This window comes from Deinococcus puniceus, assembly GCF_001644565.1.
GTDB classification, from domain to species: Bacteria; Deinococcota; Deinococci; order Deinococcales; family Deinococcaceae; genus Deinococcus; species Deinococcus puniceus.
Map to the genome: position 1 here is coordinate 2,674,111 of NZ_CP011387.1, position 25,890 is coordinate 2,700,000.

33 protein-coding genes, 1 tRNA gene, 1 other RNA gene and 1 riboswitch (1 of these 36 only partly in view) are annotated in these 25,890 nt (G+C 62.4%); of the genes, 12 read left to right on the forward strand and 23 right to left on the reverse strand.

The genetic code is table 11. The features are described 5' to 3' along the window. Nucleotides 1-35: 35 nt before the first annotated feature. From SU48_RS12350 to SU48_RS12395, 10 genes are all read right to left on the reverse strand, one after another. Nucleotides 36-1,232, reverse strand: coding sequence for a permease prefix domain 1-containing protein (locus SU48_RS12350; protein ID WP_157451163.1), 1,197 nt, complete (start codon nt 1,230-1,232; stop codon nt 36-38). Beyond that, a complete protein-coding gene (locus SU48_RS12355; RefSeq protein ID WP_064015504.1) occupies nt 1,229-1,558 on the reverse strand; it encodes a PadR family transcriptional regulator in 330 nt (109 codons plus the stop codon). Before SU48_RS12355 ends, SU48_RS12350 begins: the two co-directional genes overlap by 4 nt. 168 nt (nt 1,559-1,726) lie before the next feature. Beyond that, on the reverse strand, nt 1,727-2,689 hold the full coding sequence (locus tag SU48_RS12360; protein WP_064015505.1) for an acetyl-CoA carboxylase carboxyltransferase subunit alpha: 963 nt from the start codon (nt 2,687-2,689) through the stop codon (nt 1,727-1,729). Next, nucleotides 2,689-3,588, reverse strand: a complete 900-nt coding sequence (gene accD / locus SU48_RS12365; RefSeq protein ID WP_064015506.1) for an acetyl-CoA carboxylase, carboxyltransferase subunit beta — start codon at nt 3,586-3,588, stop codon at nt 2,689-2,691. The genes SU48_RS12360 and accD overlap by 1 nt, the downstream gene beginning before the upstream one ends. A gap of 434 nt (nt 3,589-4,022) precedes the next feature. Then, nucleotides 4,023-4,343 carry a quaternary ammonium compound efflux SMR transporter SugE gene (sugE, locus tag SU48_RS12370; protein WP_064015507.1) on the reverse strand — a complete coding sequence of 107 codons (321 nt, stop codon included), beginning with the start codon at nt 4,341-4,343 and terminating at the stop codon, nt 4,023-4,025. Nucleotides 4,344-4,360: 17 nt separating this feature from the next. Beyond that, nucleotides 4,361-4,430, reverse strand: a riboswitch (guanidine-III (ykkC-III) riboswitch). A 220-nt stretch (nt 4,431-4,650) separates the two neighbouring features. Further along, on the reverse strand, nt 4,651-5,358 hold the full coding sequence (locus SU48_RS12375) for an ABC transporter ATP-binding protein (RefSeq protein ID WP_064015508.1): 708 nt from the start codon (nt 5,356-5,358) through the stop codon (nt 4,651-4,653). Beyond that, nucleotides 5,351-6,208, reverse strand: coding sequence for an ABC transporter ATP-binding protein (locus tag SU48_RS12380; protein WP_231881626.1), 858 nt, complete (start codon nt 6,206-6,208; stop codon nt 5,351-5,353). Before SU48_RS12380 ends, SU48_RS12375 begins: the two co-directional genes overlap by 8 nt. Continuing rightward, nucleotides 6,201-7,229 carry a branched-chain amino acid ABC transporter permease gene (locus SU48_RS12385; RefSeq protein WP_064015510.1) on the reverse strand — a complete coding sequence of 343 codons (1,029 nt, stop codon included), beginning with the start codon at nt 7,227-7,229 and terminating at the stop codon, nt 6,201-6,203. Before SU48_RS12385 ends, SU48_RS12380 begins: the two co-directional genes overlap by 8 nt. Then, a complete protein-coding gene (locus SU48_RS12390; RefSeq protein ID WP_064015511.1) occupies nt 7,229-8,089 on the reverse strand; it encodes a branched-chain amino acid ABC transporter permease in 861 nt (286 codons plus the stop codon). Before SU48_RS12390 ends, SU48_RS12385 begins: the two co-directional genes overlap by 1 nt. A 205-nt stretch (nt 8,090-8,294) precedes the next feature. Further along, entirely contained in the window at nt 8,295-9,467 is a 1,173-nt protein-coding gene (locus tag SU48_RS12395; RefSeq protein WP_064015512.1) for an ABC transporter substrate-binding protein, read from the reverse strand. A 413-nt stretch (nt 9,468-9,880) separates the two neighbouring features. Here SU48_RS12395 and SU48_RS12400 point away from each other — a divergent pair, with 413 nt between their 5' ends. Together SU48_RS12400 and SU48_RS12405 are read left to right on the forward strand one after the other, a co-directional pair. Beyond that, a complete protein-coding gene (locus SU48_RS12400; protein ID WP_064015513.1) occupies nt 9,881-10,333 on the forward strand; it encodes an acyl-CoA thioesterase in 453 nt (150 codons plus the stop codon). Further along, a complete protein-coding gene (locus tag SU48_RS12405) occupies nt 10,330-10,947 on the forward strand; it encodes a histidine phosphatase family protein (protein WP_064015514.1) in 618 nt (205 codons plus the stop codon). Before SU48_RS12400 ends, SU48_RS12405 begins: the two co-directional genes overlap by 4 nt. 204 nt (nt 10,948-11,151) lie before the next feature. Here SU48_RS12405 and SU48_RS12410 read toward each other — a convergent pair whose 3' ends face one another. Genes SU48_RS12410 through SU48_RS12420 form a run of 3 tightly spaced genes read right to left on the reverse strand, consistent with a single transcriptional unit; the run spans nt 11,152 to nt 12,694 of the window. Continuing rightward, on the reverse strand, nt 11,152-11,823 hold the full coding sequence (locus SU48_RS12410) for an HD domain-containing protein (protein WP_231881627.1): 672 nt from the start codon (nt 11,821-11,823) through the stop codon (nt 11,152-11,154). Nucleotides 11,824-11,834: 11 nt separating this feature from the next. Then, nucleotides 11,835-12,137, reverse strand: coding sequence for a hypothetical protein (locus tag SU48_RS12415; RefSeq protein ID WP_064015515.1), 303 nt, complete (start codon nt 12,135-12,137; stop codon nt 11,835-11,837). Next, a complete protein-coding gene (locus SU48_RS12420) occupies nt 12,134-12,694 on the reverse strand; it encodes a DinB family protein (protein WP_064015516.1) in 561 nt (186 codons plus the stop codon). The genes SU48_RS12415 and SU48_RS12420 overlap by 4 nt, the downstream gene beginning before the upstream one ends. Nucleotides 12,695-12,775: 81 nt before the next feature. Here SU48_RS12420 and SU48_RS12425 point away from each other — a divergent pair, with 81 nt between their 5' ends. The 3 genes from SU48_RS12425 (at nt 12,776) to SU48_RS12435 (ending at nt 14,585) form a co-directional block, all read left to right on the forward strand. Further along, the gene (locus SU48_RS12425; protein ID WP_064015517.1) at nt 12,776-13,105 is read left to right on the forward strand and encodes a PadR family transcriptional regulator; all 330 of its coding nucleotides are present in this window, start codon (nt 12,776-12,778) and stop codon (nt 13,103-13,105) included. Further along, nucleotides 13,102-13,704: a hypothetical protein gene (locus SU48_RS12430; protein WP_064015518.1), complete on the forward strand. Its 603-nt coding sequence runs from the start codon at nt 13,102-13,104 to the stop codon at nt 13,702-13,704. The genes SU48_RS12425 and SU48_RS12430 overlap by 4 nt, the downstream gene beginning before the upstream one ends. Nucleotides 13,705-13,850: 146 nt before the next feature. Continuing rightward, nucleotides 13,851-14,585, forward strand: coding sequence for a GNAT family N-acetyltransferase (locus SU48_RS12435; RefSeq protein ID WP_064015519.1), 735 nt, complete (start codon nt 13,851-13,853; stop codon nt 14,583-14,585). 98 nt (nt 14,586-14,683) lie between these two features. Here the strand turns inward: SU48_RS12435 and SU48_RS12440 are convergent, their stop codons facing one another. Further along, nucleotides 14,684-15,202 carry a hypothetical protein gene (locus SU48_RS12440; protein ID WP_064015520.1) on the reverse strand — a complete coding sequence of 173 codons (519 nt, stop codon included), beginning with the start codon at nt 15,200-15,202 and terminating at the stop codon, nt 14,684-14,686. A 134-nt stretch (nt 15,203-15,336) separates the two neighbouring features. Next, complete coding sequence (locus SU48_RS12445; RefSeq protein ID WP_064015521.1) at nt 15,337-16,560, reverse strand: S1C family serine protease; 1,224 nt, start codon at nt 16,558-16,560, stop codon at nt 15,337-15,339. A gap of 148 nt (nt 16,561-16,708) precedes the next feature. On the opposite strand from SU48_RS12445, the gene SU48_RS12450 reads away from it, so the two are divergent. Together SU48_RS12450 and SU48_RS12455 are read left to right on the forward strand one after the other, a co-directional pair. Further along, nucleotides 16,709-17,170 carry a gamma-glutamylcyclotransferase family protein gene (locus tag SU48_RS12450; protein ID WP_064015522.1) on the forward strand — a complete coding sequence of 154 codons (462 nt, stop codon included), beginning with the start codon at nt 16,709-16,711 and terminating at the stop codon, nt 17,168-17,170. A 97-nt stretch (nt 17,171-17,267) separates the two neighbouring features. Then, entirely contained in the window at nt 17,268-18,650 is a 1,383-nt protein-coding gene (locus tag SU48_RS12455) for a DUF2252 domain-containing protein (RefSeq protein ID WP_064015523.1), read from the forward strand. 58 nt (nt 18,651-18,708) lie between these two features. Here SU48_RS12455 and rpsO read toward each other — a convergent pair whose 3' ends face one another. Next, nucleotides 18,709-18,984 (reverse strand): 30S ribosomal protein S15, encoded by a 276-nt coding sequence (gene rpsO / locus SU48_RS12460; protein ID WP_019010671.1) that lies wholly within the window; start codon nt 18,982-18,984, stop codon nt 18,709-18,711. 216 nt (nt 18,985-19,200) lie between these two features. Here rpsO and SU48_RS12465 point away from each other — a divergent pair. The 3 genes from SU48_RS12465 (at nt 19,201) to SU48_RS12475 (ending at nt 20,104) form a co-directional block, all read left to right on the forward strand. Continuing rightward, nucleotides 19,201-19,285 (forward strand) — tRNA-Leu (locus SU48_RS12465). A 115-nt stretch (nt 19,286-19,400) separates the two neighbouring features. Beyond that, an RNA gene (ffs, locus tag SU48_RS12470) (signal recognition particle sRNA small type) lies at nt 19,401-19,499 on the forward strand. A 116-nt stretch (nt 19,500-19,615) separates the two neighbouring features. Further along, entirely contained in the window at nt 19,616-20,104 is a 489-nt protein-coding gene (locus SU48_RS12475; RefSeq protein WP_064015524.1) for an arsinothricin resistance N-acetyltransferase ArsN1 family A, read from the forward strand. Nucleotides 20,105-20,320: 216 nt separating this feature from the next. Here the strand turns inward: SU48_RS12475 and SU48_RS12480 are convergent, their stop codons facing one another. From SU48_RS12480 to SU48_RS12495, 4 genes are all read right to left on the reverse strand, one after another. Next, nucleotides 20,321-21,088 carry an AIM24 family protein gene (locus SU48_RS12480; RefSeq protein WP_231881628.1) on the reverse strand — a complete coding sequence of 256 codons (768 nt, stop codon included), beginning with the start codon at nt 21,086-21,088 and terminating at the stop codon, nt 20,321-20,323. 61 nt (nt 21,089-21,149) lie between these two features. After that, on the reverse strand, nt 21,150-21,461 hold the full coding sequence (locus SU48_RS12485; RefSeq protein WP_064015526.1) for a hypothetical protein: 312 nt from the start codon (nt 21,459-21,461) through the stop codon (nt 21,150-21,152). Nucleotides 21,462-21,511: 50 nt separating this feature from the next. Then, complete coding sequence (locus SU48_RS12490) at nt 21,512-21,892, reverse strand: hypothetical protein (RefSeq protein ID WP_157451164.1); 381 nt, start codon at nt 21,890-21,892, stop codon at nt 21,512-21,514. Between the two features lie 104 nt (nt 21,893-21,996). After that, complete coding sequence (locus tag SU48_RS12495) at nt 21,997-22,398, reverse strand: hypothetical protein (RefSeq protein ID WP_064015528.1); 402 nt, start codon at nt 22,396-22,398, stop codon at nt 21,997-21,999. Nucleotides 22,399-22,514: 116 nt separating this feature from the next. Here SU48_RS12495 and SU48_RS12500 point away from each other — a divergent pair, with 116 nt between their 5' ends. Further along, nucleotides 22,515-22,637, forward strand: a complete 123-nt coding sequence (locus SU48_RS12500) for a helix-turn-helix domain-containing protein (protein ID WP_082869767.1) — start codon at nt 22,515-22,517, stop codon at nt 22,635-22,637. A 569-nt stretch (nt 22,638-23,206) separates the two neighbouring features. On the opposite strand, the gene SU48_RS14215 is transcribed toward SU48_RS12500, so the two are convergent. The 3 genes from SU48_RS14215 to SU48_RS12505 all read right to left on the reverse strand — a co-directional run bounded on the left by SU48_RS14215 (nt 23,207) and on the right by SU48_RS12505 (nt 25,263). After that, entirely contained in the window at nt 23,207-23,353 is a 147-nt protein-coding gene (locus SU48_RS14215) for a hypothetical protein (RefSeq protein WP_157451165.1), read from the reverse strand. 86 nt (nt 23,354-23,439) lie between these two features. Next, nucleotides 23,440-23,631, reverse strand: coding sequence for a hypothetical protein (locus tag SU48_RS14220; protein WP_157451166.1), 192 nt, complete (start codon nt 23,629-23,631; stop codon nt 23,440-23,442). A gap of 792 nt (nt 23,632-24,423) precedes the next feature. Continuing rightward, nucleotides 24,424-25,263, reverse strand: a complete 840-nt coding sequence (locus SU48_RS12505; protein ID WP_197474647.1) for an IS3 family transposase — start codon at nt 25,261-25,263, stop codon at nt 24,424-24,426. Between the two features lie 270 nt (nt 25,264-25,533). Between SU48_RS12505 and SU48_RS12510 the strand changes: the two genes are divergently transcribed. After that, nucleotides 25,534-25,890, forward strand: the 5' end (the start) of a protein-coding gene (locus SU48_RS12510) for an IS110 family RNA-guided transposase (protein WP_064015529.1). It continues 672 nt past the right edge of the window; the window shows 357 of its 1,029 coding nt (coding positions 1-357); it begins with the start codon at nt 25,534-25,536; its stop codon lies off the right edge, out of view.

Sequence of the window (25,890 nt, forward strand, 5' to 3'; positions counted from 1 at the left end):
TGTAGTGAGTACAAGATAGGGCGGGGGAAGATGATTTAGGGAACAGGTTGAAGGCTCTTGGCCGGAACTGGGGTCAGCTTGAGGTTCCGCAGGTCGGCGGCGTTGAGGCGGTAGACCAGCAGTGCTTCTTGGCCTTTGGCGGTGGCCGCAATCAGTTCGGCGGGTGTGTTGACGATTCGGCCTTTAGGGGCAGCCAGCAGGCCCCCCGATACTGCCCGCACCCGCAGCAAGTAGTACTCCTTGGCTGTGGCATTGGACTTGGCAACCAGACGCGCATTGCTGATGGTGGCAAACAAGGCTTGATCCGGGGCACCAAGCTTGAGCTTTGGGGATTGAGGATCGTTGTTATCAAAAACGAAGGCCAGTTCTACAGACGTTTGGGACAAGTTTTTGAGTTGCGTTTCCACCACTTCAAGCAGCAAGAACAGATAGAAGTCTGTGGCCTTCACAGGCGTGGCTGCTGTTCCCAGTTGCACGCGGGCGGGGCCAATTTCCAGCACCGGATTGTCAATGCCGCTGAGACGCAGCGTGACATCAGAGGGCAACATGTGCCTGAGCAAGCTCACCAGTGGGGCCGCCTGAAGATAAGCTTGCCCACCGATCATCTTGGTACTTCCGCTCAGGTCTAGCCCCTGAATATCTTTCCGGCCCGGAAACGTCAACTGAAGATAGCCGTCAAAGCCGGGAATTGTATTGACGATAATTCCGCCTTTACGCAAGGCGGCTAGCAGATCGGCCAGAGACAAGAGGGTGTTGACTGGCGCTGGAATCATGGCGCGGCAGTCGGCTTCCAATTTTGCCCGCGCACCCGGCTGTGCCAGCTTGAGCCGCAGTGCCGCTGCATCTGACAGGCTCATTCGGCTCAACATCGCTTCGTCATGTTGGCAAGTCTGGGCTAACTCCTGCGGATCAGGAATAGCCCGCACCATCGGCACTTGTGCGACGGCCTGCCAGCCCAACAGCGTGCCAATTCCAGCCAGCAACAACCCCCGGTACACGGTAGGCAAGGTATGCACGGCGTTCAGGTCACGGGCGACGGCGGAGGCGCTGCCAAAGTCGCGCAGGGCAGTAGTCAGCGCCGCGTGTTCATCCAGCCCCAGCAAGCGGTGACGGTGAATCTTGTCTTCCAGTGCGCCGCGAAGTTCCAATTGGGCATCCTGACGGCGCGGGCCGCGTAATCCCCGTGTGGCCTGCCGAACATAACCTTCAAGTTGGCGCTCCACGTCCTTCATACCGTCCCCCCGATGACGCCCTGCACAGCGCGGCGAAACTGTTCGTAGCGTTCGCGTTGGGCTTTCAGTTCCTGCTGGCCGCTGGGGGTGAGGGTGTAAAACTTGACTGGGCTGCCCCCACGCGGCAACTGCTCGAATGCGCCGCTGATCCACCCGGCTTTTTCTAGGCGGTGCAGGGCCGGATACAGCGTGCCTTCGCGCAGGCTGAAATAGCCGTCAGTAGCGGCCTGTACGTCGGCAATGATCTGCCCGCCGTAGCGCGAGCCTTGCTCTAGGGTAGCGAGCAGCAGCAAATCCAAGTGGCCTTTCAATTGTTGGGCGTCCATACGGCTCCTCTCTGCCTCGGCGTCTGCTTGGGCAGCCATCGCTTTCCGATGTTGTGGTGACATCGTAAGGCAAGGGGCATCGGAAAGCAAGGTCTGTGGTACAAAGAGATCGCCTCCGCTCTATCGCCAAACTCACTGCGACTAAAGCAGAGGCTTTGTCTAAGCGCCTCAACTCTCGGTAAACGCTCCCAACGCCCGGAACCGTGCGGCCCGTTGCGCTTTCAGCTCCCCCTCGTTCAGCAGGCCCAGTTCGTCCAGATGACGGCCCACCGCCTCGCCCAGTGCGGCGGCAGCGGCGTCCAAATCCAGATGTGCGCCGCCTACAGGTTCGGGGATCACTTCTTCCACGATGCCCAGTTCCAGCAAGTCGGGGGCCGTCAGCTTCAGGGCTTCGGCGGCTTTGGGGGCCTGTGCCGAATCGCGCCACAGGATCGCCGCGCAGGATTCGGGGGAAATGACGCTGTACCACGCATTTTCCTGAATCAGCACGCGGTTGCCCACGCCAATCGCCAGTGCCCCGCCGCTGCCGCCCTCGCCAATCACGGCGCACACGGCAGGCACTTTCAGGCGCACCATCCGCTGAATGCTTTCGGCAATGGCCCACGCTTGGCCGCGCTCCTCGGCCTCTATGCCGGGGTACGCGCCGGGAGTGTCGATCAGGCACACCACCGGCAGGCCAAATTTGTCGGCCAAATCCATCAGGCGCATGGCCTTGCGGTAGCCTTCGGGGTTGCTCATGCCAAAGCGCCTCCGCACGCGGCTTTTGGTGTCGCGGCCTTTTTGCTGCATAAGGAGCATCACGGGGCGGCCCTGCCAGCGCCCTGGCCCGCCGATCAGGGCGTGGTCGTCGGCAAAATTGCGGTCTCCGTGCAGCTCGGTAAAGTCTGTGACGAGGCGCTCGGTGTAATCATGCGCGGTGGGCCTTCCCGGTGCACGGGCCAGTTGCACCCGCTCCCAGCGCGTCATCACGGCGTTTGCCGGGGCCATTCTCAGCCGCTCCACTTCGGCCCGCAAGGTATGAATCGTGGAATCCAGATTCTGCCCGGTTTCCCGCGCCGTCACTTCTAGGTCGTGTACGCGGGCTTCCAGTTTTTTCAGGGTGGCTTTGAGGTCGATGGATGGGATCGTCATTACGCGGGGGCCTCGGTGGAGGGTGGGGCGGGCTGTTCGGCGGGAGGGGCGTCGGGAGCGCGGCGGGTCAGCACGCCCAGCAGTCCGGCCAGAAAGCTGCGGTGGGTGCGGCGGTCTACCACATCGTCGATCATGCCGTGTTCCAGCAAAAATTCGGCCCGCTGAAAGCCTTCGGGCAGGCTCTGGCGGATGGTCTGCTGAATCACACGCGGCCCCGCAAAGCCGATCAAGGCTCCGGGTTCGGCCATGATCACATCGGCAATGGTGGCAAAACTGGCCGTCACGCCCCCGGTGGTCGGGTCGGTCAGAATGCTGACGTAGGGCAAGCCCCGCGCCGTCAGGCTCTCTAGGGCCACCGTCGTTTTTGCCATCTGCATCAGCGACAACGCGCTTTCCTGCATTCTGGCCCCGCCACTGGCCGCCACCAGCACAAACGGCGTGCCTATTTCGGCAGAATGTTCGGCGGCGCGGCTGATTTCCTCGCCCACCACGCTGCCCATGCTGCCGCCACTGAAGGCGAAATCCATGACCGCCAAGGTTACGGGCAAGCCCAGAATGCTGCCTGTACCCGTCAGAATCGCGTCTGGGCGGCCCGTCTTCTTCTGGGCGCGGCTCAGGCGGTCTACGTAAGCTTCGGTATCCTGAAAGGTCAGGGGGTCGGTGGGATGCACGCGGCCCGACAACTGCACGAACGAGCCTTCATCGAGCAGCACCTCCACACGCCGCCCCGCCTCTAGGCGCAGGTGGTGGCTGCATTTGGGGCACACCCAAAGGCTGGCCTCTAAGTCGCGGTTATAGACACTTTCCTTGCACGCAGGACACTGCGTCCACAGGTCTGGCATGTCGCTGCCCGCTTGCTGCTGCGGGCGGCGTCTGCGAAAAAAACGATCTAACGCCATTCAGGGAACACTCCTTGCTCCCCATTCTAGACGCCACTTGGTCTAGGGGTTGCACCGGGTTCAAGTGAGGGGCGGGAAGGGCAGTCTAAGGGAGGGGGGTCTAAGGAAGGGCAGAAGGGCAATCGCTGGCGCTCACTTCCCCCCTCCCGCTGCTTTGCAGCGCCCTCCCCCGCAAGGGGAGAGGGCCAACAGCAAACCCATACCGTCCCCGCCCCTCTCCGTGTGAGGCCGTCATCCGCGCAGCGGGTGGGCCAATTCCAGATCAAAGACGACTAGCGATTCCGCTTCAGATGAACGATTTAGCCGAGTCTGGACGCGGCAAGATCAATCCTCCCGAGCGGAGCGACCAACTCCCCTGACCCCTTTGGGGGCGGGGGCTGGGGGGTGGGGGAAAACGTGGGAGCAACTAGAAAACCTAGCTGTAATCCCTTCCCTCAGTGCCCACTCGTCACCTTCAACCCAATAATCGCCACCACCATAAGCGCCATAAAGCCGAGGCGAGCAGCGGTGGCAGGCTCCTTGAACAGCACGATGCCCAGAATGGCCGCACCCACCGCGCCAATGCCCACCCACACGCCGTATGCCGTACCAATCGGCAGCGTTTTGACCGCCAGACCCAGCAGCGTGATGCTGGCAATCATGCTGGCCAATGTGAGCGCAGTGGGCAGCGGGCGCGTAAAGCCCTCGGTGTATTTCAGGCCAATGGCCCAGCCCACTTCCAACAGTCCAGCCAAGACAAGCAGTATCCATGCCATGTTCCAACACCTCCGCAGGTGCGCCGTCTTGTCCTGACCGGGTACGGCGGTTCTCTCGTCCGGAGTTCTCCCCAATAGGAGGGCAACTGAACCCAGTGTAGTGGCAGACGGTCAGCACTGGATAGGCAAAAAGGGAGCGGAGCGTAAGGCTGTGCTTACACTCCGGCTTGGAAGGGGAATCCCCCCATTGCTTTGCAATGCCCCCCTTAGAGGTGGGGACTTAACAGCTCTTGCGCTCCCCTTTAAGGGGGGCTGGCTGCGCAGCAGACTGGGGGTTCACCTTCCACCTCAGAACCCCCCTGCCCCCTCACACCCCCAAGTACGCACTCCGCACCCGGTCATCGGTCATGAGTTCGTGCTGGCTGCCCTGCAAGCTCACGCGGCCTCCCTCCAGCACATAGCCCCGGTGGGCGATCCCCAGTGCGGCGTAAGCGTTTTGCTCGGCCAGCAGCACGCCCACGCCCGCCGCGTTTACGCGCTGCACGGCCTCAAAGACCTGCTCGACCACCAGTGGCGCGAGGCCCAGCGACGGCTCATCCAACAGCAGGAGTTTGGGGCGGGCCATCAGGGAGCGGGCAATAGCCACCATTTGTTGCTGCCCGCCCGACAAGCTGCCTGCCTGAACGTTGCGCTTTTCCACGAGCGCCGGAAACAGTTCGTAGACGCGCTCCAGTTCGCGGGCCGTGCCTGCCGGGTCTTTGCGGTGTACGAAGGCTCCCAGCCGCAGATTCTTTTCTACGCTCAGTTCGGGAAAGAGCAGGCGGCCTTCCGGACACTGCGCCACCCCGTTGGCAACGTTGAATTCTGGCTTGCCCCCCGTCAGAGACACCCCGTTCCAAGTGGCCGTGCCGCCCGAAGGCCGCTGCAAACCCGACAACGTGCGAAACAGGGTGCTTTTGCCTGCGCCGTTGGCCCCCAGCATCACCACGATTTCGCCGGGGCTGACGGTCAGGTTCAGGCTGTGCAGGGCCGTAAAGTGGCCGTAATTCACGCTCAGATCACGGATTTCAAGCATGGGGCGTTTCTCCTGCGGAGGCTGCGGTCGCTTGGCCCATCTGCCCGCCGTGCGCGTGAGAGCCTAAGTAGGCCTCGATGACCGCCGGATCACGGCTGACCTGTGCAGGCACGCCCTCGCTGATTTTCTGGCCGTGATGCAGCACCAGAATATGATCGGCGAGGCTCATCACGAGGCTCATTTTGTGTTCCACCAGAATCACGGTCAGGCCGCCCGCCACCAGTTCGCGGATCAGGGCCATCAGGCTCACGGTTTCTTCGGGGTTCATTCCGGCGGCGGGTTCGTCCAGCAGCAGCAATTTGGGGTTGCTGGCGAGCGCCATAGCAATGCCCACGCGCTTCTGGCCCTCCTGCGTCATGGCTCCGGCGGGGCGGGCGGCATGTGCGGCAATGCCCACGCGGGTCAGGGCGGTCATGGCGGCGTCGCGGCTTTCCTGTTCGTCGCGGCGCTCGCGGCCTGTACGTAGCAGCGCGTCCAGCAGCCCGGCGCGGGTACGCACGCGGTGGCCGATCATGGCGTTTTCCAGCACGCTCAGTTCCTTGTAGATGGTGGTGGTCTGAAAGGTGCGGGCCATGCCACTCGCCACCACTTCATGCGTTTTCAGGCGCGTGATGTCTTGGCCCTGAAAGATGATCCGGCCTGTGGTGGGCTGGTAAAACCCGGAAATCAGGTTGAAGAAAGTGCTTTTGCCCGCACCGTTGGGGCCGATGATGGCCGTAATTTGGCCTGCGGGGATGGTGGCGGTCACGTCCTTGACGGCGTGCAGGCCGCCAAAACGAATCCCCAGCCCTTCCACGCGCAGCAGTTCGGAACCGGCCTGCACGACTTTAGATTGGACGACTTCAGGCACGCTTGGCCCCCTTGTTGCCCGTCACTGCCGACATGGCGCGTTTGGCCCGCGCCTTCATCCACAGGCCCGCCAAGCCCTGCGGCGCGAACATGATCAGCAGAATGAGCAGCGGCCCGAACACGATGTATTGGTAGTCTTGCAGCCCCTTGAGGCTCTGGGTCAGCGTGTACATCAGTGCAGGCCCGATGAGTGGCCCGGCCAGCGTGCCCAGCCCGCCCACCAACAGGTACAGCAGCACCGTGAAGGTCATGACCGGGCCAGCCGACGCCGAACCCAGAAAGCCCACGTACACGGCATAAACACCGCCCGCAAAGCCTGCGATGGCCGTAGACAGCATCATGGCCCGCAGCTTGTGCGTGAACACGTCTATGCCCGCACTCCGCGCCAAATCCTCGCCGCCGCGAATGGCGATCAGCGAACGCCCGAACACGCTGCCCCGCGCCCGCGCTACTGCCAGCACCGTCAGAATCAGGGAAATCAGGGCCAGATAGTAAAACCCAGCCGACAGCTTGATGCCCACGCCCTGAGACAAGGCCTCTAGGCCAGCAGGCGGATTGATGCCGTTCAGGCCCTCGTTGCCGCCTGTGAGCGTGTCCCATTTGTTGATGACCAGCATGATGATGACGCCCACGCCGAGGGTAAAAATGGAAAAGGCGTCGCCCTTGGTGCGGAAGGCCACCAGCCCCAGCAGCAGCCCCAGCACGGCGCACAGCGCCACCGCCACCGGCCATGCCAGCCAGAAACTCCAGCCCGCCTTGAGGGTCAGGATGCCCACCGTGTACGCGCCGATGCCGAAAAAGCCCGCGTGGGCCAGCGGCAACTGCCCGGTGTAGCCCAGCAGCACGTTCATGCCGTAGGCCAGCATCGCGTAAATCATGATGTTGATGCCGATGTCGAGCAGATATCCCGATGGCCCGAACAGCGGCACCAGCGCGGCCACCGCGAATACGGCCACCCAGCCCCATCTGCCCACTTTGAAGCGGCCCGCTCCCGCGCTTCCCGGTTGTGTGTTGCTGAGCATCAATTTCCCCTCTTAAACAGACCCTGCGGCCTCAGCGCCAGCACGAGTACCAGCATGGCGAACCCGATCACATCGGAGAAATCGAGGCTGATGTAGTAGCCGCCGAAGACTTCGGCTAGCGCCAGCAGGAACGCCCCCACGATGGCCCCCGGTACGCTGCCCATGCCGCCCAGAATGATGATGGCGAAGACTTTCAGGTTCATGACCTCGCCCATGCTGGGAGATACCGAAATGATAGGCGCGATCAGGGTGGCCGCCGCCGCCGCCAACGCCCCCGAAATGGCGAAGGTGAGCATGCCGACGCGGTTGGTATTCACGCCCACCAGCCGCGCACCCTCGCGGTTTTGGCTCATGGCCTCGATGGTGGCTCCGGTCAGCGTGCGTTTCAGGAAGTAGTTCAGGCCGATCATGGTCAGCACCGACGCGCCGATGACCAGCAGACGCTGCCAAGTGATGATGACGCTGCCCACGTTCACGATGCCCGGCACCGGCTCGGTAATCTGCTTGAAATCCGGCCCCCACACCAACTGCACGGCGGCTTCTAGGAAGAACAACATGCCCAGCGCGGCAATCATGGAATGCACGTGCGGCGCGTTTCTCATCGGATAAAAGATCACGCGCTCCATGAAGGCGGCCAAGAGTGCCACCCCCAGCGCCGAAATGATCAGCGCGGGCACGTAGCCCCAGCCCAGCCCCGTCAGGACGGCGTAACTGAGGTACGCGCCCAGCATGTACAGCCCGCCGTGAGCGAAATTGGGCACGCGCATCACGCCGTAGACCAGCGTGAGGCCGAGCGCCACCAGCGCGTACACGCCGCCCAGCGCCAGCGCATTGAACAGTTGTTGCAAGAATGTAGACAAGGGCAGATTCTCCTGATGCAGATTCCGATGGGAAGCCCAAACGACTCAGCTTCTCATCCGTAAGACGCGGTGAAAGGGAGGCAAGCTCATCAAATAACCCGCGCCCCAACACGGATGTAGGGCGCGGGCGATGGATTCTGGGTCAAGCGGGCAGAGGCACAGCTGCCCACCGAACTTGGTTGCTCAGTGCGCCTCTACTCCGGCTTTACTTGTAGACCTTGGTCACGCGCAGCTTGGTGTATTTGCCGTCTTTCACGCTGGCGATGATGAACTCGGCGTCTACGTGGCCGCCCGCTGTGACGCCCAGCAGCTTGTACACGGTTTTGCCGAGGGGCAGGGCCTTGGCCGCCGCGTTCAGCTGGGCACGCACGGCTTTGGGGTCTTCGGTGGTTCCGGCCAGTTCCATGGCCTTGGCCAGCACGTTCATGCCCATGTAATTCAGGCCCGCTTCGCTGGTAGGAATCTTTTTGTAGGCCCGCTGGTACTGGTTCACGAAGACCTGTGTGCCGGGGAATTCCTTGGTGGGCATCACGCCCACAGAGCCGTCAAGGTAGGAGCGGGGCACGATGGTGTCCATCTGCTCGAACTTGGCCTGATCCATGACGATGAAGCCGCCCTTGAAGCCCTGCTCGCGGGCTGCCTTGACCACCAGCGCGGTGGGCTGGCTGGGGCCGCCGATAAACAGCACGTCGGGCTTGTCGGCCAGCGCCTTGGTCACGGCGGAGGAGTAATCCACGGTGGTGTTGTAATCCACGCCGTTGTTGGTGCCCACCGTTCCGCCCTGCTTTTTCCACTCGCCCATAATCGCTTCGCCCCACTGCTTGCCGTAGGCGCTGGTGGTGCCGATCATGCCCAGCTTCTTGCCGAAGGCCTTCATCTGGGTGGACACGAAAGGCTGGAGGTAGTTGTCGTAGCGGGGAGGCAGCATGAACGTCATGGCGTTCTTGGCTTCCAGAATGGCGGGTTCGCTGGAGTAGGCCACCAGCAGGAATTCGGGGTCACGCACGGCCAGCGGCTGCACCGTCAGAATGCCCCCGGCGTGCGGCACGAAAATAAAGTCGATGCCCTGAGAGGTGAGGCGGCGCACGTTGGTGGCCGTTTCGTTGGGCAGGTAGCGGTCATCGAGGCTCACGAGCTTGAAGGTCACTTTCTCGCCCTTCACGGTGATGCCGCCCGCCTTGTTCATTTCGTTGATGGCCATTTCGATGCCCGACTGCACGTCTTTGCCGTAAAACGCCGCGCCGCCGGAGAGGGGAGCGCTGAAGCCGATGCTGACCACTTTCTGGCCGAGGGCCGACGCGCCGAGGAGGGCCACGGCGAGGGAAGCGAGTTTGAGGCCGAGACGCCGACGACTGCTGTTGCCTGAAAGTTGCTTCATAGGTGATCCTCCTGCCGGGTACAGACAGTCGTGGGGCAAAAAATTGACCGACGTAGCACTGGCTGCTCCAGACTCTTGTTAAGCGTTGTGTGTAATGTCTATGCTGGCACGCAAGAATAGGGGTGTCAATTCATTCTGTTTCAATCGGCCCCTTTGCCCCCAATGTTTGAACTGGCCCCCCAAATCTCATAAATGGCTCATCTGGGGCAGGGCAGGGTGATTCTGGCCCGTGTAGAGCAGTTCTCCGAATTACGTGTGCAGGGGAACACCACCCCTGTCCACTCCATTCTCTGCGTCGCAGCTTTTCAAGTCTGCACTGCTCCGTCAAATTCACTCACTCTGTTCGGACAGAAGAACAGGAAAATGGCACCTGCTTCTTCTGTCAAATGCTTTAGGCGCGATACTGCACCCCGATGAACGATCAGCCCGCTCCGATTGCCCCCGCCCCGCGCAGCCGCGCCCGCATGCTGGAACTGGTGTTTCCCAAAGACAGCAACTACCACGGCACGGCCTTCGGCGGATTCGTGCTGTCTCTGATGGACAAGGCCGCCAGCGTGGCCGCCGTGCGCCATTCCAGAGGCAGTGTGGTCACCGCCCGCATGGACGGCGTGGATTTTCATGTGCCGATCCGGGTGGGCGACGCCGTGGCGCTGGACGCCCGCGTGGTGCGCGTGGGCCGCACGTCCATGACCATCCGGGTGGACGTGTACCGCGAAACGATGGCCAGCGGCGAGGTGCAACTGGCCACCACTGGGCATTTCGTGTTCGTGGCGCTGGACGAACAGGGCAAGCCGCGCCCTGTGCCCGCCTTGCACGACGGCGCAGATTTGGCCCAGAACGATCCCGACTTCGAGGAGCGCCCATGACCGGCGACGCCCTGCATCTGACGCTGGTGCGGCACGGGGCCACCGACTGGAACGGCATAGGCCGCTGGCAGGGCTGGACAGATACGCCGCTGGGCACGCTGGGCGAGTCTCAGGCAGAAAAGCTGGCCGCCCGCCTGAGCCGCCAGACCTTCGACACCGTGTACAGCAGCGACCTGAGCCGCGCCGCCCGCACCGCCGAGCTGAGTTTGCCGGGCGCACCCCTGCACCTAGACGTGCGCCTGCGCGAAATGCACTTTGGGCAATACGAGGGCGTGACGACGGGCGCTGTGACCCATGACTCCGACTACGCCGACTGGCAGCGCGACCCTTGGCTGCTCCCTGCACCCGGCGGCGGCGAAAGCCTGCGCGTGGTGGCTGACCGCATGCAGGACTGGGCCGAAGGCTTGGAGGGCGAGCGCGTGATCGCCTTTTCGCACGGGGCCGCCATTCGCGCTCTGCTGTGCGGCTTGTTCGGGTGGCCCGCCCTGCCCCAACCGGGCTACGTACTGCCTTTTCCGTACCAGTTGGCGCACACGGGCCTGACCCGTCTAAGTCGCAAAGGCGGGCGCTGGACGCTGGTGGGCTACAACGACGCCGCGCATTTGGAGGGATGAGGGGGCTGGGCTGGAAGGGGCTTGGTCTAAGGGTCTAAAGGTCTAGGGTCTAAGGAGGGCAACCCTCTTTGCTCACCACCCCGCTGCTGGCGCAGCGCCCCTCTCCCACAGGGGACGAGGGCAAAGGGCAAAACAAGAATCTAGGGCTGTTTGCTCCTCCCCCTTGAGGGGGGAGGTTGGGAGGGGGTGAGTGAGCGTCAGCGATTACCCCAAAAACTCTGCCCCCACTTCTTCCCCCAAATTCGCCAAGAATGCCCGCATGACCGCTGTGCGCCGCGCCGCTTCTGCCTTGCCCACAGCGGTCTGAAAAGTCGTTTCCAACCTGAGCAGCTTGGTAAAAAAGTGATCTACGGTGTAGGCGGCGTCGTCTGGCGTGCGGGCGGTGCAAAAGGGATCGGTGGCGTGCAGGAGAGCGCGGCCCATGCTGCCGCCTGCCGCTGCGGCCCGCAAAATGCCCAGTGCGCCCAGCGCGTCTAGGCGGTCTGCGTCTTGCAGGGCGGCCCCCAGCAGCGTCTCCGGTGTGGCCCCGCGAGAATAGGAATGATCGCGCACGGCGGCGGCCACCGCTTCGGCTTCCGCCCTATCAAAACCGAGGCTGGGCAGTTCGGCCCGCACCGCATCGGCGGCTAAGGTGCTGGCCTGTGCCCGCTGGGGATGGTTTTTGGGCAGGTTGACGACATCGTGCGTGAGGGCGGCGGCCACCGCAAGGCCGGGGGCCAAGGCTGGGGCGCAGCGCAGCGTCCAGCGGGCCACCCGTGCGAGGTGGGCGGTGTCGTGGGCGGCATCGAAGGTCATGCTGTCCTGCACCCACTCCCACACGGCGGGCAGGCGGGAATCTTGCACCAGCAGCGGCCCCAGCAAAGGTTCTGATTCCAAGATGCCTCCGCTCAAACGCCTGCCCCGGTGGTTGCCCCTGCCCCCGAAAAGGCTTCCAGCAAGCGCACCACGATCACCAGCGCACTAAATCCCATCAGGCCCATATACAGCCAGCGGGCCTGCCCCATTTGCCCGGTGCGGGCGTGGCGCACCCGCCGCCATTGGGTGTAGGCCCAGTAGCCCAAGCCGCCGTAGATCAGGATATTGAGGCCCGCATACAGCAGCGGCGTGTTTCGTGTGGCTGCCAACAACACCGACAGGGCCAGCCCCGCCACCACCATCAGGGCCACGCCCATCCACGGGGTGCGTTTCATCGGGCCACCTCCAACCCCAGCGCCAGTTGGGCGTGTGCAAGGTGATGGCGAAGGTGCCAGTCGTGCTTGGCAATCAAGCGCCAGAGGGTTTGCTGCCCTTCTTGCGGGTGAATAATCTGCACATCCAAAGCGCCCGGATCGGTGCCCAGCAGCAAGGCAGTCCAGCGCAGATTCAGGCCGTCTAGCAGCGTCAGGGCGTCCTGCACGGGCGCGGCAGTCGTGGGCAGGGCCAGCCAAGCCTGCTCATTCATGGGCTGGATGGTGTAGGGCTGCTCGGCCAACCCGTAGCTGAGGCGCACCAGCCCGTGCAGATGGGCGTCGGCGGCGTGGTGGGCCAGTTGGTGCACCGTCCAACTGCCGGGGCGGTAGCGTTGGCCCAAGTCGGCTTCGGTCAGGCCAGACAGCAACGTGCGCCATGCCTGAGCCGCCCCCAGCATCCGTGCCGCCACTGCCTCCAGCGTGGCCCGGTCATGGCCCGGCAGGGTAGGAATCGGCCCGATGGGGTACTGATCTGCCAATTGGTCTGCCAACTGATCTGGGTGCGGCGAGGCTGTCATGCACGCAGTATCGCAGGATTCAGGGGGCAAGTTCGAATGCCTCGGCTTCCGATACATCCACTTTAGAGGCATACTGACCACATGAACACCCGCGAGCGGTTGCGCCTGCTGATTCTGGCGGTGCTGGAGCGTCAGCCCGAACACGGCTACGCCATCGCGCAGGCCATTCACGCCCGCAGTGAGGGACTCTTGACGGCCCGCGAAGGCACGCTGTATCCGGCCCTGCACGCGCTGGAAGGTGAGGGGCTGATTGTGAGCGAGGAGCGCGAGGTGGGCGGACGCCTGCGCCGCGAGTACCGTCTGACCGAAGCGGGGCTGGGGGCACTGGCCCGCACGCGCACCGACTGGCAAGCACAAATCCGGGCCGTTCAGGCCGTGCTGGGCTTACCGCAGCAGGAGGCACAATCATGACTTCCAAGATGACCCTGAACAGTTGGCTGTACTTGGCCCTGTCCGACTTGCCGCAGCCGGTACAACTGCGCTTAGAAACCGAATACCGCGCCCACCTACTGGATTCCGACACTCCAGACGACGTGCGGGGCGTGTTGGGCGATCCGGCGGAGGTCAATGCCCAGTTGAGCAAGCTGTATGGGAGCGCCGAACTCTGGAGCAAATGGCAGCAGCCACAACGGAATTGGACGCTCTTTGTCCATATCTTCCTCGCAGGAATGACCCTACTGGGCGGCTGGAGAGTGTGGCACTCAGAAGGAGAAAATATGGGCCAGTTGCTAGGCCCATTGATGGTGCTGCTTTTTTCAGGAGTCATTTGGGGATGGACATCCCGCCTGCCCCTTGCCAAACGTCAATTGCTGCGCTCGACTTGGACAGTGTCTGCCATCTATGTCGCGCAATGGTTGAGTTGGATGATGGAGTGGTGGATCGGTCAAGGTACACCGGATATGCCTATGACCATCGTGTATCCCCTGATCTGTCTCGTCTATTTTCGGGGCACCCTTAGAAACTACCTGCGCCTAGACCGCACCCTGCGCTTGGTCGGCACGCGAAACTAATACCAAATTGCGATGATTTGCGAAAATCATCCGAGCAGAGCGAGTGGCAAAAAGTACGGGCTGGCGGCGATGGACGAACATCCGGTGGGGTTGCGGATGTTCGGGAATCAGAGCAAGTCCGTATAAGCCCCGGCTATCCTGCCCCTATGTCCTCTCCCCTCCCCGTGACCGTGCGCCGCGTGCTTGACCCGGCAGACCCGGCCCTGCCTGCCTTTGGGCGCGTGCAGGACGAGAGTTACTACGATCCCGACACGCTGATGCCGCCGCAGATGTTTCCGCGACTGGTGACAGCAGAGCGAAACCGCGTGCTGGTGGCCGAGGATGAGCACGGGCAAGTGCTGGGCGGCACAGTGTTTCATCTGATGGCGGGGGCTGGGTTCACGTCGTTTACGGGTGTGGCACGGCAGGCACAAGGCCGGGGCGTGGGCTGGGCGCTGCACGCCGCCAAGCTGGAAGAAGTGCGGGCGGCAGGCTTGGCGGGCATCTTTGCCGACAGCGTATATGCGGGGCGGCAGGATGCAGAAGACCGGGAGGCCGAGGCAAAAGCTGGCAGCAGCGCCGTTGCCCGCCGCGCCGCGCTGCACGCTTGGGGCCTGCGTACCGTAGACATTCCGTATTGGCAACCTGTAGGCGGCCCGAACGGTGGCCCACTCACCGACTTGGATTTGCTGTATCAGCCGCTAGATGGCTCGGACACCGTGCCGCTGGACTTGGTAACACAGACCTTGCAAGCCTACTGGAAGGGCTGGCTGGGCCAAAAACGCGCCGCACAGGAAGCCCAAGCGTTGGCAGACCGGGCGGACGGGGAGAGCTTGCGCCTGTTGCCCGCCACGGAAACGTCGTCGTATTGGCGGGAACGCGGGGAGAGTCATGACAGCTAGAGCAGCCGCTTCCGTAGCCTGACAACTCCTCCACACCCACAACCCAAGAAAGCCGCCCCATACAGGACGGCTCATTTGTTTCGATGCTTGAAAGTGGCTTAGGCGGCAGGCTGATCGCTGTTGCCTGCGTCTGCTTCGGCGGTGCGGCGGGGGCGGGCAGCGCGTTCGGCGTTCTGCGTGGGAGCGGGGGCCGTTTCGTTAGTTGGCGCAGAGGCAACCGGGGCCGCAGCCGCCGTACCAGCCGTGATCCGGGTCAGCGTGTCCGTGAAGGCTCGCAGCGCGTCTCCGGCCTCTATGTCGGCCACCGCGCGGGCGTTCAGTGCGCCCAATTCCTCGCGGGTCACGGCGTATTCGGGGGCGTCGTGGCCTTTCAGGGTACGCAGCACGGCGTAGGCGTTGGCCGAAGCGATGGTCGCGCCCTTGGTGGTCGTCACGTTCGGCGCGGCGCTCTGCTCACTGCCGATCAGCGTGATGGTGTCGGGGCTGATGAGGGTCACGCGGTCTCCCCGCTCTTCCATGTGTGCGGCCAGTTGCAGCAGCCCGCGCAGGTGCAGCATGTGGTGAAAGAGGTCGAGGTGGGCCAGCATCGCGCCTGCTTTCTTGAGTGCGGAGTCCATACGTCACAGTATTCTGCTCTGCACAGAATTGTCAAGCTTAATTATAGGTTAATAGTTCTGTACCTAGCAGAATACCGGGCGTCAAGAAGGGGCCAGTTGCGCTGACCCCTCTTGCCTGCCGAGTCGTGTGCCGATCAGTTCGCGGCCACCGTGCTGCGGCCTGTCAGTACCAGCTTCACTTCAATGGGTTTGCCCGCCCGCAGCACGCTCAGCGTGACCGTATCGCCGGGGGCATACGAGCGCACTGCGAACTGAAATTCCAAGAAATTGACGATGCGTTTGCCGTTCACGGCGGTCACGATGTCGCCGCGTACACGCTTGCCTTCATCGTTGTACTGGAGAGGTTGCAGCCCCGCTTTGGCTGCCGGACTGCCCGCCGAGACGCTGGTAAAGAACGCGCCGGGCGTGTTGCCCAAATCCAGTTCCAGCACGCGGTTGGCCTCGGCAAAGTCGCTCTCGCTGAGATCGGTCAGGGCCGCCAGCGTGCCGCCGATACCGATACCGATGATCGGGGCGTCACGCTTCTCGCCGCGCTTCAGGGCCGCCACGCGGGCGTCGGTGGTGGTCACGGGCACGGCGTAAGACTGAATCCGGCGCAGGCCGCCCTGTCCCTGCACGCTGATATAGCTGACCACACCCGTCGCCTCTCCCTTGGCGTTCAGAATGGGGCCGCCGCTGTCGCCGGGAATCAGTTGGGCGTTCAGTTCCAGCGTGCCCGCCGGAAAGTCTGCGCGGCCTGCCGCGGCGTCCAGCGCCGTCAGGCGGCCCGTTTTGGCGGTCAGGAACGCTCCCCCGCCGTTGCCGATGGCCAGCACCGAATCTCCTACCGCCGGACGAGCGGCGGCCAGCGGCAAAAAGGGCGTGCCCTTGGGCACATTCACGCGCAACAGGGCCAGATCGAACTGATCGTCGTACCCGATCACTTCTACGCCGTAGCGCTTTTTGTCTAACGTCTGGGCGCTCAGGTTCTTGGCCTGAAACACCACGTGGTAGGCGGTGAGCGCCAAGCCATCGGCACTGATCAGGAAGGCCGTACCCACACCGTCCGAATCGGCGCAGTTGTTGGGCGGGCACTGCTCTATCCGCAGGGTGGCGGCGCGGCTCTTGGTGAACAGGGCGTTCAGGGCCGCTTTTTCGGTGGTGGTCAGGGGGGCGGGCGTGTTGGCGGCCCGGCGTTCGGCAGGGGTGGCGTTTTGCGCGGGGCTGGCCTGAGCCGGAGTCGCCTGAGCTGGAGTCGCTTGGGCAAACTTCGGCACGGCCTGAAGCGCCATACTCTCGGAGAACAGCACAGAGCCGCCAACCAGCGCGGCAGAGAGGGCCAAAGCTAGAGGACGGACGCGTGCGTTCTGAGAGGTCATAAGTCAGTTTGGACGGCGAGCGAGCCCCGGTGTGTGGGGTTGCTTTCGTTCCTGACCGCATAGAATTACAGTTGATCTTCATGATTAAAATGAGCCAGAGATAGATGGAGTTAGGCCCCTGCTGGGCCGCGCCGCTAGCATGTGCCCCATGACTGTTCCCACGCCCGAACTGCTGACCACCGTTTTCGTGTACGGCACCCTGATGCCCGGTGAACGCAACGCGGGAGTCGCGGCGCGGGGCGGCACATTCAAGGCCCAGCCCGCCACCTTGCGCGGTTACCGACTGCTGCACCTGACGCCGGAAGCCTACCCCGCCGTCATTCCCGGCGGCCCCGAAACCTTCGTGTTGGGGCACGCCCTGACCTACGCCCCCGCCGACTGGCACGCCGCCCTGCCCTTTTTGGACGCGCTGGAGGGCACCGAAGAAACGCCGCCGCTGTACACCCGCGAACGTGTGGAACTGGAGGTGCAAGGCGGCCAACCCTTACCCGCGTGGGTGTATCTGTACGCCCGCTCAGACCGCCTAGAGCAGCCCGGAGCCGACGCCATTGCCAGCGGCGACTGGCGAGAAGCCCCTGACCGGATGCGCCCCCGGCCCAGCGACAGGTAAGCGGCGGCTGACGCTGGTCTAATCTCACTGCGGGCCTAACTGCGGGAGAGCTGCGGGGCAGTGCACACATGAGCGCCTGATGTGTCACGCTACAGGTATGGCCCACATCCAAGCGCAGCCGTTATCTGCCCACGCCCTGCCGTCGCGTGCCGAGCGCCGTGAGAAGGGACGCGCCCACCGTGCCGAGGTACCCCGTGAAAGCCACGCCACGTTTACGCCCGCCGCAGACCGGGTCAATGTGCTGGACGTACTGCAAGCGGGGGCAAAAGGCTGCATTCCGGGCCTGATTCCGCTGCGGTACGGGCGCATGGTGGCGTCTCCGTTCGCGTTTTTCCGGGGCACGGCGGGCATCATGGCGGCAGATTTGGCACACACGCCCACCACCGGGGAGCGCGTGCAGGCCAGCGGCGACGCCCACTGCGCCAACTTCGGGGCCTTCGCCACCGGAGAGCGCAACCTGGTCTTCGATCTGAACGACTTCGATGAAACGCTGCGTGCGCCGTGGGAATGGGACATCAAGCGGTTGGCGGCCAGCGTGGTCTTGGCGGCGCGGGGGGCCGGGCACAGCGAACCCGACGCCTGTTTTGCGGCCCAGAGCGCGGCGCGGGCCTACCGCCTGCACCTTCGCGACTATGCCTGCATGACCCATCTGGACGTGTGGTATGACCGCATAGACGCCACCGAAGCCCTAGAGGACATGGCCGCCGACGCCCGCGAACAGGGCCAAGAAATGTTCCGCAAGGCGCAGGGGCGCACGCAACTGCACACGCTGAGCAAACTGGCCCACAAGGAAGGCAAACAGTGGATGCTGCGCGATGATCCGCCGCTGCTGACCCACACCGACGACCCCGAAGCCGCCTCTTGGCTGGATGAAGTGCGGAGCGGCTATTTCGACAGCGTGCCCGCAGACCGCCGCGCCCTCCTCTCTCGCTACCACCTGACGGACTGGGCGTTGAAAGTGACGGGCGTGGGCAGTTGCGGGCGGCGGGTGCTGGTGCTCCTGCTGGCCGCCGACGGCGACGACGTGATTTTTTTGCAGGTGAAGGAAGCGCGGCCCAGCGTACTGGAACCCTTTGCGGGCAAAACGGTGGCCCGCAACTCGGCGCACCGGATCGTGCGGGGGCAACAGCTCATGCAGGCCGCCAGCGATCCCTTTCTGGGGTGGGCCACACGCGGCGAACACTGTTTTTATGTGCGCCAACTGCGCGACATGAAGGGCCGCTTCGATCTGGAAGAGGTGACGCCGCGTTCTCTGGAAGAAATCGCGGAACTGTGCGGTTGGGCACTGGCCCGCGCCCACGCCCGTACCGGAGACGCCGCCACCATCGGCACCTATCTGGGCAAAAAAGAGAAGTTCGACGGAGCCATTGCCCGCTTCGCCACCCTCTACGCGGATCAGGCCGAACGCGATCACGCGGTACTGGAGCAGGCCGTGAAATCGGGGGCTATTGAGATAGAAACCGATCCAGACGACGAATAGCAGCAGAGAACCAAAAAAGCGCCGCCTCACAGGGAGGCGGCGCTTGGTGAAACGGAGATCAGCGAACGATGCGCTGGCCCCGGCGAATGCCGAGTTTGTCCGTCAGGGTGATGTACTCGTCGTAGTTGGTACGCTCAAGGTACTTCAGCAGGCGGCGGCGCTGGCCGTTCATGAGTTGCAGGCCGCGCTGACCGTGCTTGTCTTTCTTGTTGGCGGTCAGGTGGGCGCTCAGGTTGCTGATGCGGGCGCTGAGCAGGGCGATCTGCACGGTGGTGCTGCCGGTGTCTTTGTCGCTCTTGGCGTTGTCCTGAATGGTCTGTTTCTTGTCGATCATAGTGAACCTCTCGTGTTATGGAGTCCCGCACGCAGCAGTTGGAGTAAAGACTGAAACAGGTGTTGACCTGGCTTCAGCGGCCCCACCGCTCGCGGCGGCAAACGTTAGGGTAGCACAGGCGGGGGCACGCTGCACAGCCTCCGCACAGCCCCAAAAATGCGGCCAAACTTGACATGGCTGCCTACCGCCCCTATCATTGCTACCGCTTCATCACCTGCTGGGGTGGCGGAATTGGTAGACGCACTAGCTTGAGGTGCTAGCGCCGCGAGGCGTGTGGGTTCAAGTCCCATCTCCAGCACCAACGCACTGCCGAAGTCCTTCACGGGATTTCGGCGGCGTTCATTTTGGGTCTGTGTGTTGCTGCTTTCTCTGGCCCTCTTGCGGTTCCCCACGCCTGTGCTACACTCCCGGACGCATTGCTGGCGCAGCGCAGCGTGAACGCCTGAACCTGGTCAGGGCCGGAAGGCAGCAGCCATAAGGGATGATTCGCGGGTGCCGTTGCTCACCGGCAATGCTTTTTTTCTTCGCTCAGATACCACACGACACCGCACAGGGAAACTCCGCTTCAGGCCGGGTTTCCCTGTTTTTTTTGGTCGCCATTTCGTGGATGCCGATGATTCACACTGAGCCCATGCCTGCCCGTGCCGCCACCCTTGCCGACGCCCCCGCCATTGCCCGGATTTATAACGAAGGCATAGCAGACCGGATCGCCACCTTCGAAACCCGTGAACGCACAGCCGACGATCTTCGGGAACGCCTCAGCAGCCCGCAGGCGGCCCAGCATCCGGCGGTGGTGATCGTGGAGGCGGGCGAGGTGCTGGCGTTCGCGTGGAGCGCCCCCTACAGCGCCCGTGAGGTCTATGCGGGCATCGGAGATCACGGGGTGTATGTGGCGCGGGCAGCACGCGGTCAGGGGCACGGGGCGGCGGCACTCCGGGCGCTGATGGAAGCGGCCAAAGCTGCGGGCCTGCACAAGCTCACCAGCCGAATCCTGACCGAAAACACCCCCAGTCGCCGCCTGCACGTCCATTGCGGCTTCCGCGAGGTGGGCATTCATCAGCGCCATGCCCAGCTTGACGGCCTCTGGCGCGACGTGGTGACAGTAGAAGTGCTGCTGTAGGGCAGCAAAACAGCCTCACCCATGAGGAGGAGGCTGAAAAAGTGTGAGGTTAGGGTGCGCGGTTCCGCCAGAGGCTCACGGCGTCATATGGAACAGGGCGCACCGCCGCTATGCTGCTGCTGCCAACGCCCTAGCTTTGTAACGATTTTTGCAGTGTGGCAAAGCGTTTAAGGTCGTCTCAAGTGGAGATCAAGACTCGGCCAACGGCCTCCCCGCCTACAACGACGCGCCCGAAATCGTGCGGTGCGTGGGCGTGAGGTAGACCGTCCCCTTGCCCGAAAACACGTACACGAAGCCTTCTCCGGTTCGCATAGCGTTCCTCATCCCGCGCACCAACGGGCGCAGTTCTACGTTCAGCGAGGCGCTGTACATCAAGGCCAAATCGCCGTCTACGGTCAGCGTTTGGCGGCCTTCCAGTTCGATCACCTCAATTTCACTGACGGGCACAGGACTTTCTACGGCAAACACGCCCCGGCCCGACAGTTTGGGCTGGCGCAGTCCGTTGCCCGACAGGATGCCGGAAATGCTGGAATGCGTGTGCGTGCCGAGCTGCATGGTGTCCTGCGCCAGATAAAAAGCGCGGTCATCGAGCAGCATGGCGTCGCTGGGATCACCCGACATCTCGGCAATGACGAAATGCTTGCGGCTGGGTTCCGTCCAGACCTTGCCCTGCCCGGTAAAGCGCGTGGCAAAGGCACTCTCGCCCGACCCAGCGGTGGCCATCGCGCGGCGCAGGAAGCCGCCCTGCTGCTGTTGCTGCACGTTGGCCTCGATTTGTCCCACCGAATACTGAAAGGCTCCGGGTTCCAGCAACACGCCCGAACCGTTCAGCTCGGCTTCTACGGTAAAGCGCCCATCCATTTCGCGCGTTTCACCGAGTTCGCCGTCCGGCGTGCGCGAAAACCGGGTCACGCGCGTCAGGGCATGAACCCGCAACGTGAGGCCCGAACCGACGTGTTCCTGCACCAATTGCATATGTGACATGGAACCTCAGCATGGCACAGTTTCCGCCGCACCCCGCCAGTGCCTGACCCGCGCTGATGCCTTACTCGCTCAGGTACTCGTCGGGTTCGATGCCTTCCAGCACCACTCCCATCTGCTGCCCGATGGCTTCCCGCATCTCGGCGGCCAGCTCTTTGTCGGGCTTCCATCCCTCAAAGCGGATCTCGGCCTGCCGCGAGTCGACCACGTTCAGTTCCAGTTCGGGATAGGCGTCGGCAGCCCAAATTTCCAGCCCTTCTTGCAAAAAGCCCACCAGTTTTTCCGTGTTCCAGTCGCGCGTGCGGCTCACGCCCTTGCTGACCGCAATTTTAATCGGAGCAGGCGGAACGAAGCGGATCAACACTCTTTTGTTCATGCGGCCAGTGTAGGGCCACCAGAGGAGCTGCTGGAGCAGGGCCGTCTGGCTCAGTTCGGCTTGGGAATCAGCGCCTCAAAAAAGGCTTCTATGCCTTCTTGCGCTGTATGAACGTTGTCTGCCGAGCGGTTCACGAACAGGGTGTAAGACGTGTCGGCGTTTTTGCCTAAGCTCAGATACACCGTCTCGGCGGGCAGGCGGGTGCTGCCCTCGAACTGGAGTTGAAGACTGCTGAGAAGGCGGCCATCTTGCCAGATCGGCTGCTGGATAACAGTCGCACTGCCCCGCAGTTGTTCAACTTCGGCCTCTATGCCACTGGTCATAGACTGAAGAAAAGACCGGAGTTCGTCCTGAGTGCCGACTTGATCGACCTGTTGATCCATGCGTGCGTTCACAACATCTTGGAATCGCGCCATAGTCCATTGTTCCATATTCACTCTTGGCGACGCAATGAATACGGCTGGACTGATCAGCAGGCCGTCTTGCTTGCATGCAAACGCCGGAAGTCTTTTAACGCCACCATTCTCCCAACGCCTCACTCTGTTCGGTCTATGTCGGCCCCACTGGTGACAACTGCCTGAAGCAAGGCCAGCGCCAAGGCTTCGACGGGTGTAGCCGCGTCTGCTCCATACGTCACGGGGCGTGGCGGGGCTGCACAGGTCACGCGGGCGTGGGCCAGTTGCAGCCGTCGGCCACCGACCTGCCAAGGCCAGCCGCGTTCCTCGCAGGCTTCCCTCAGCGCCGCTTCAAAAAACAGCAGCCCACTGGAGGTCAGGGGGTGGAAGGTGTCCGTAATCAGGCCCACCGTGATCCAGCCGTCATTGAAAGGGTAATCGCTGTAGCGCACCTCGACAGCCGGAGCGTCGCGGGAAGAGGACAGCCGAACACGCTCCGGCAGGCACCGGGTCAGCTCCTGCAGCGTTTCCTCCCATGGCATGATCCCTATTCTCACCTAATTTCGTCAGCAGGCGAGCCGGATAACGAGCATCTTGTTCAGTTCATCCTTTCTTTAGTGGCTGCAACAGGATGTAAACAGCTGGCTGCGCCGGGTGTATGCCCCTGCAAAGCGTCTATGACCTGATCCGCTCCGGAGAGCTTCGCAGCATCTGCGTAGGCCGCAGGATTCTCATTCCGCTGACCGCCATCGAAGACTTTCTGAACGACGGCGCAAAATGAAGCGGCCCACCGCGTCCCCGGTGAGCACTTCCCACAAACTAGCGCACCTGTTCCACCTTGCCCAGCAAGACGCCCAGCGCCCCGGCAACGCGGGCGGCGGAATGAAGCTCATGGAAGCCCTGCTGACGCTGTTGGAGATGGAAGCGGCACGGTGGGGACGGGGCGAGCGGGGACGCCCTGACCTTTCTGGAGGCCATCGGCTACCGCCCAGAACATGCCCACGAAGAGTTGGCCCATCATGCGGGGGTATCGCTGAACTTGTGGACGCCCAGCCCTTCACCGCCCACCCCTGAGCCGTCCGACCCGCTCCGGGCAGTACGCGGGGTACTCCAGCGGTGCGCTCCCTTGAGTCCTGAAGACGTGGCCCACGTGCATCGGAGGCCCGCTGCAAGGGTGTGGCTGATCGAAACGCCCCCATGACTCATCCACACTGAGTGCGAAGGCGGCCCCATGATAAATCCACACGGGCAAGCGTTACCGAGCGTCACTCAAGCCGGGGCGCTGGGCATATGAAAAGGGTGCGCCTCCACAACAGCAGAAGCGCACCCTCAATTGAGTAGGTTAAAAGCTCAGCTTGCCCAAGTGCCCCGGCTACCGTCTTGGGTCGGTGCTTTGTCGGGCGCAGTATTGGCCGTCAGGTTGGCGCTCATGCTTCCACCAGCGATGGTGAGAGCAGCAGTCAGGAGGAACAGCACAGCTTTGATCTTCGGTTTCATAATGAACTCCTCTGAAGCAAGAGATTTAGGCAATACAACAGATAATCAGATCCGCTCTCTGGAAACAGATTTGATCGATTAAAAGCTCAGCCTGCCCAAGCGCCGCGACTACCGTCTTGGGTCGGTGCTTTGTCGGGCGCAGTCGAGCTAATCCAACTGCCCCTGCTGCCGTCTTGGGTCGGTGCTTTCTCAGCCGTCAGGTTGGCGCTCATGCTTCCACCAGCGATGGTGAGAGCAGCAGTCAGGGGGAACAGCACAGCTTTGATCTTCGGTTTCATAATGAACTCCTCTGAAGCAAGAGATTTAGGCAATACAACAGACAATCAGATCCGCTCTTTGAGAGCGGTCTTGAATCTGCTGTGAGTGACCTGTGTAGAGGTTCTCACAGCAATCTCAGATGTGCAAGCAGATATGACGTATCTGCAGATTGCTCCTCAAGTTTCCTCAAAGTGTGCCGCAATGACATAGATTGCAACGGTTACGAATTGCTTATGGCTTTGACGCCTGCCCTCTGTTAGGAACATTCACCATGCCCCCAGTCCGGCTAAATTTTTAAGAATACCGACAACCTCTCAGGATGTGGCAAAACATCACGACCTCCAGCGGGCAATCTTGTAACACTCTGTTACAACTTCCGGCAACGGATCGGCAAACGAAACGCCCGCCCCAACTGGAAGCGGGCTGGGCGGTTGACGTTTGGTTTAGTTCATGGGCTTAGGCGCATTCTTTTAGGCCGGCGCGGTAGCCTGCCTCAGTCGCCTCTAGGCGGGCAAGCTGGGCGAGTAGTGGAGCGGCGAACGTCTCTTCGATGCTTAGCAGGGCGCTGAGCATGCGTCAGGGGGGCGGCCTGAGTCTGCCGGGTGAGTGTGTGCGCCTCAAGCTGTGCGGCCTCCTCTTCTTCGTCGGACACTTCGGCCATGTGCCGGAACTGCTCGCCCAGATCAGGGCGGGGGAACGTCTCACCCCACACGCTCACCCACGCGGCCACCGCTTCCCGTACCCGAGCTGTCCATACACCGCGTCGTACAGTGGAATGAACCCAAAGTACCGGGCCAGCAGGCAAGTCACTTCTAGGCGGAATGATACCGGGTAGCGAACTCGGTCGGTGGGACATAGCCCAAACTGGAATGCAGACGTTCCTCGTTATACAGCTGCCCGATGAAATGGTTGATGTGGCGCTGTGCGTCGTCGAAGTCAAGATAGTCCTGGAGATCAACTTCCTCCGTTTTCAGGGTCTTGTAAAAGCTTTCCATCCGGGCGTTGTCGTAGGGAGTGCCCTTTCTGGACATACTGGGAATCAACCCGGCCTCCCGAAGCCGATCCACGTAGACGCGACTGGCGTATTGAGACCCCTGGTCAGAATGGTGCAGTAAGCCTGGAGCTGGGCGACGCGCTCGCAGCGCGTTGCCCAGCGCTGTCAACGCCAGCGCTGCGTCTATGCATCTGGACATGGCCCAGCCCACGATTTCTCGGGTGAAACTGTCCAAGACGCAGGCGAGGTAGACAAAACCACTCTTGACCCGGACGTAGGTGAGATCGACTTGCCAGACTTGGTTGGGTTGAGTCGGCACCACCGTGGGCAACAGATTCGGAAAACGACGTTCGCTGTGCGTTGAGTCCGTCGTGGCCTGAAATCGCCGTTTGGGACGGCATAACAACCCCCCAGCTCTCATCACCCGGAGCACGCGTTTGTGATTGGTTGGGTGTCCCCGACGGGCCAGTTCATGGGTGACGCGACGGTACCCGTAGCCACTCCACTTCAGCGCGATGGCCTCAATCTCTTTGGCCAGCCCAAGATCCGGGTCTACCGGTGTCCGAGTCTGCTGACCCAGATACCACGACCGGCTGACCGCATGCAGCTCACACAAGCGACGTACCGACACCGTGGGATGCGCGCTGCGCGCATCCATAATCATTTGGTGCCGTGTTTCGAGCGGTACGTCGCCAACGATTTTTTTGTGTGTTGGGCCAGATCCGTCACACTCTGGATGGTCAGGTCTCTCCCAGGTCAATAAGCCAGTGATTTTTTCCAGCCTTCCAAGGCCGCATTTTAGATCTGGCCGACCTGGGCTCTTTCTCTGCAACGCTGAACCCTATCTGAGGCCGAAGAGCCTGCACCACAAGAACAGTGCCGAGAAAGACTGTGCCTGACACGCTTGGCCCACCTCAGGAGGTACAGCATGTTGGTGCTTGGCATTGATGTTGGAAAACGAGAATTATTTGTTCAGCTGCAGGACGCCACAGGACGTTCGCTCGGTCAGCGCGGCCCTGTGGCCAACACACCCGCGGGCCTTCAACAGGTGAGCGACTGGGTTCGCAAGTGGACTGAACTTGCAGAGCTTCACGTGGTGATGGAGGCCACCAATGTCTACTGGGAACGTTGTGCACACTATTTTCAATCTTTATGCTGTGTCGTCAGTGTGGTGAATCCCGCGCAGATCAAGTATTTTGCCCGTTCCGTCCTGCGCCGGGGGAAAACCGACGCAATGGATGCGGAGCTGATCGCGCGGTATGGCGTGGTGATGCACCCAGGCCGC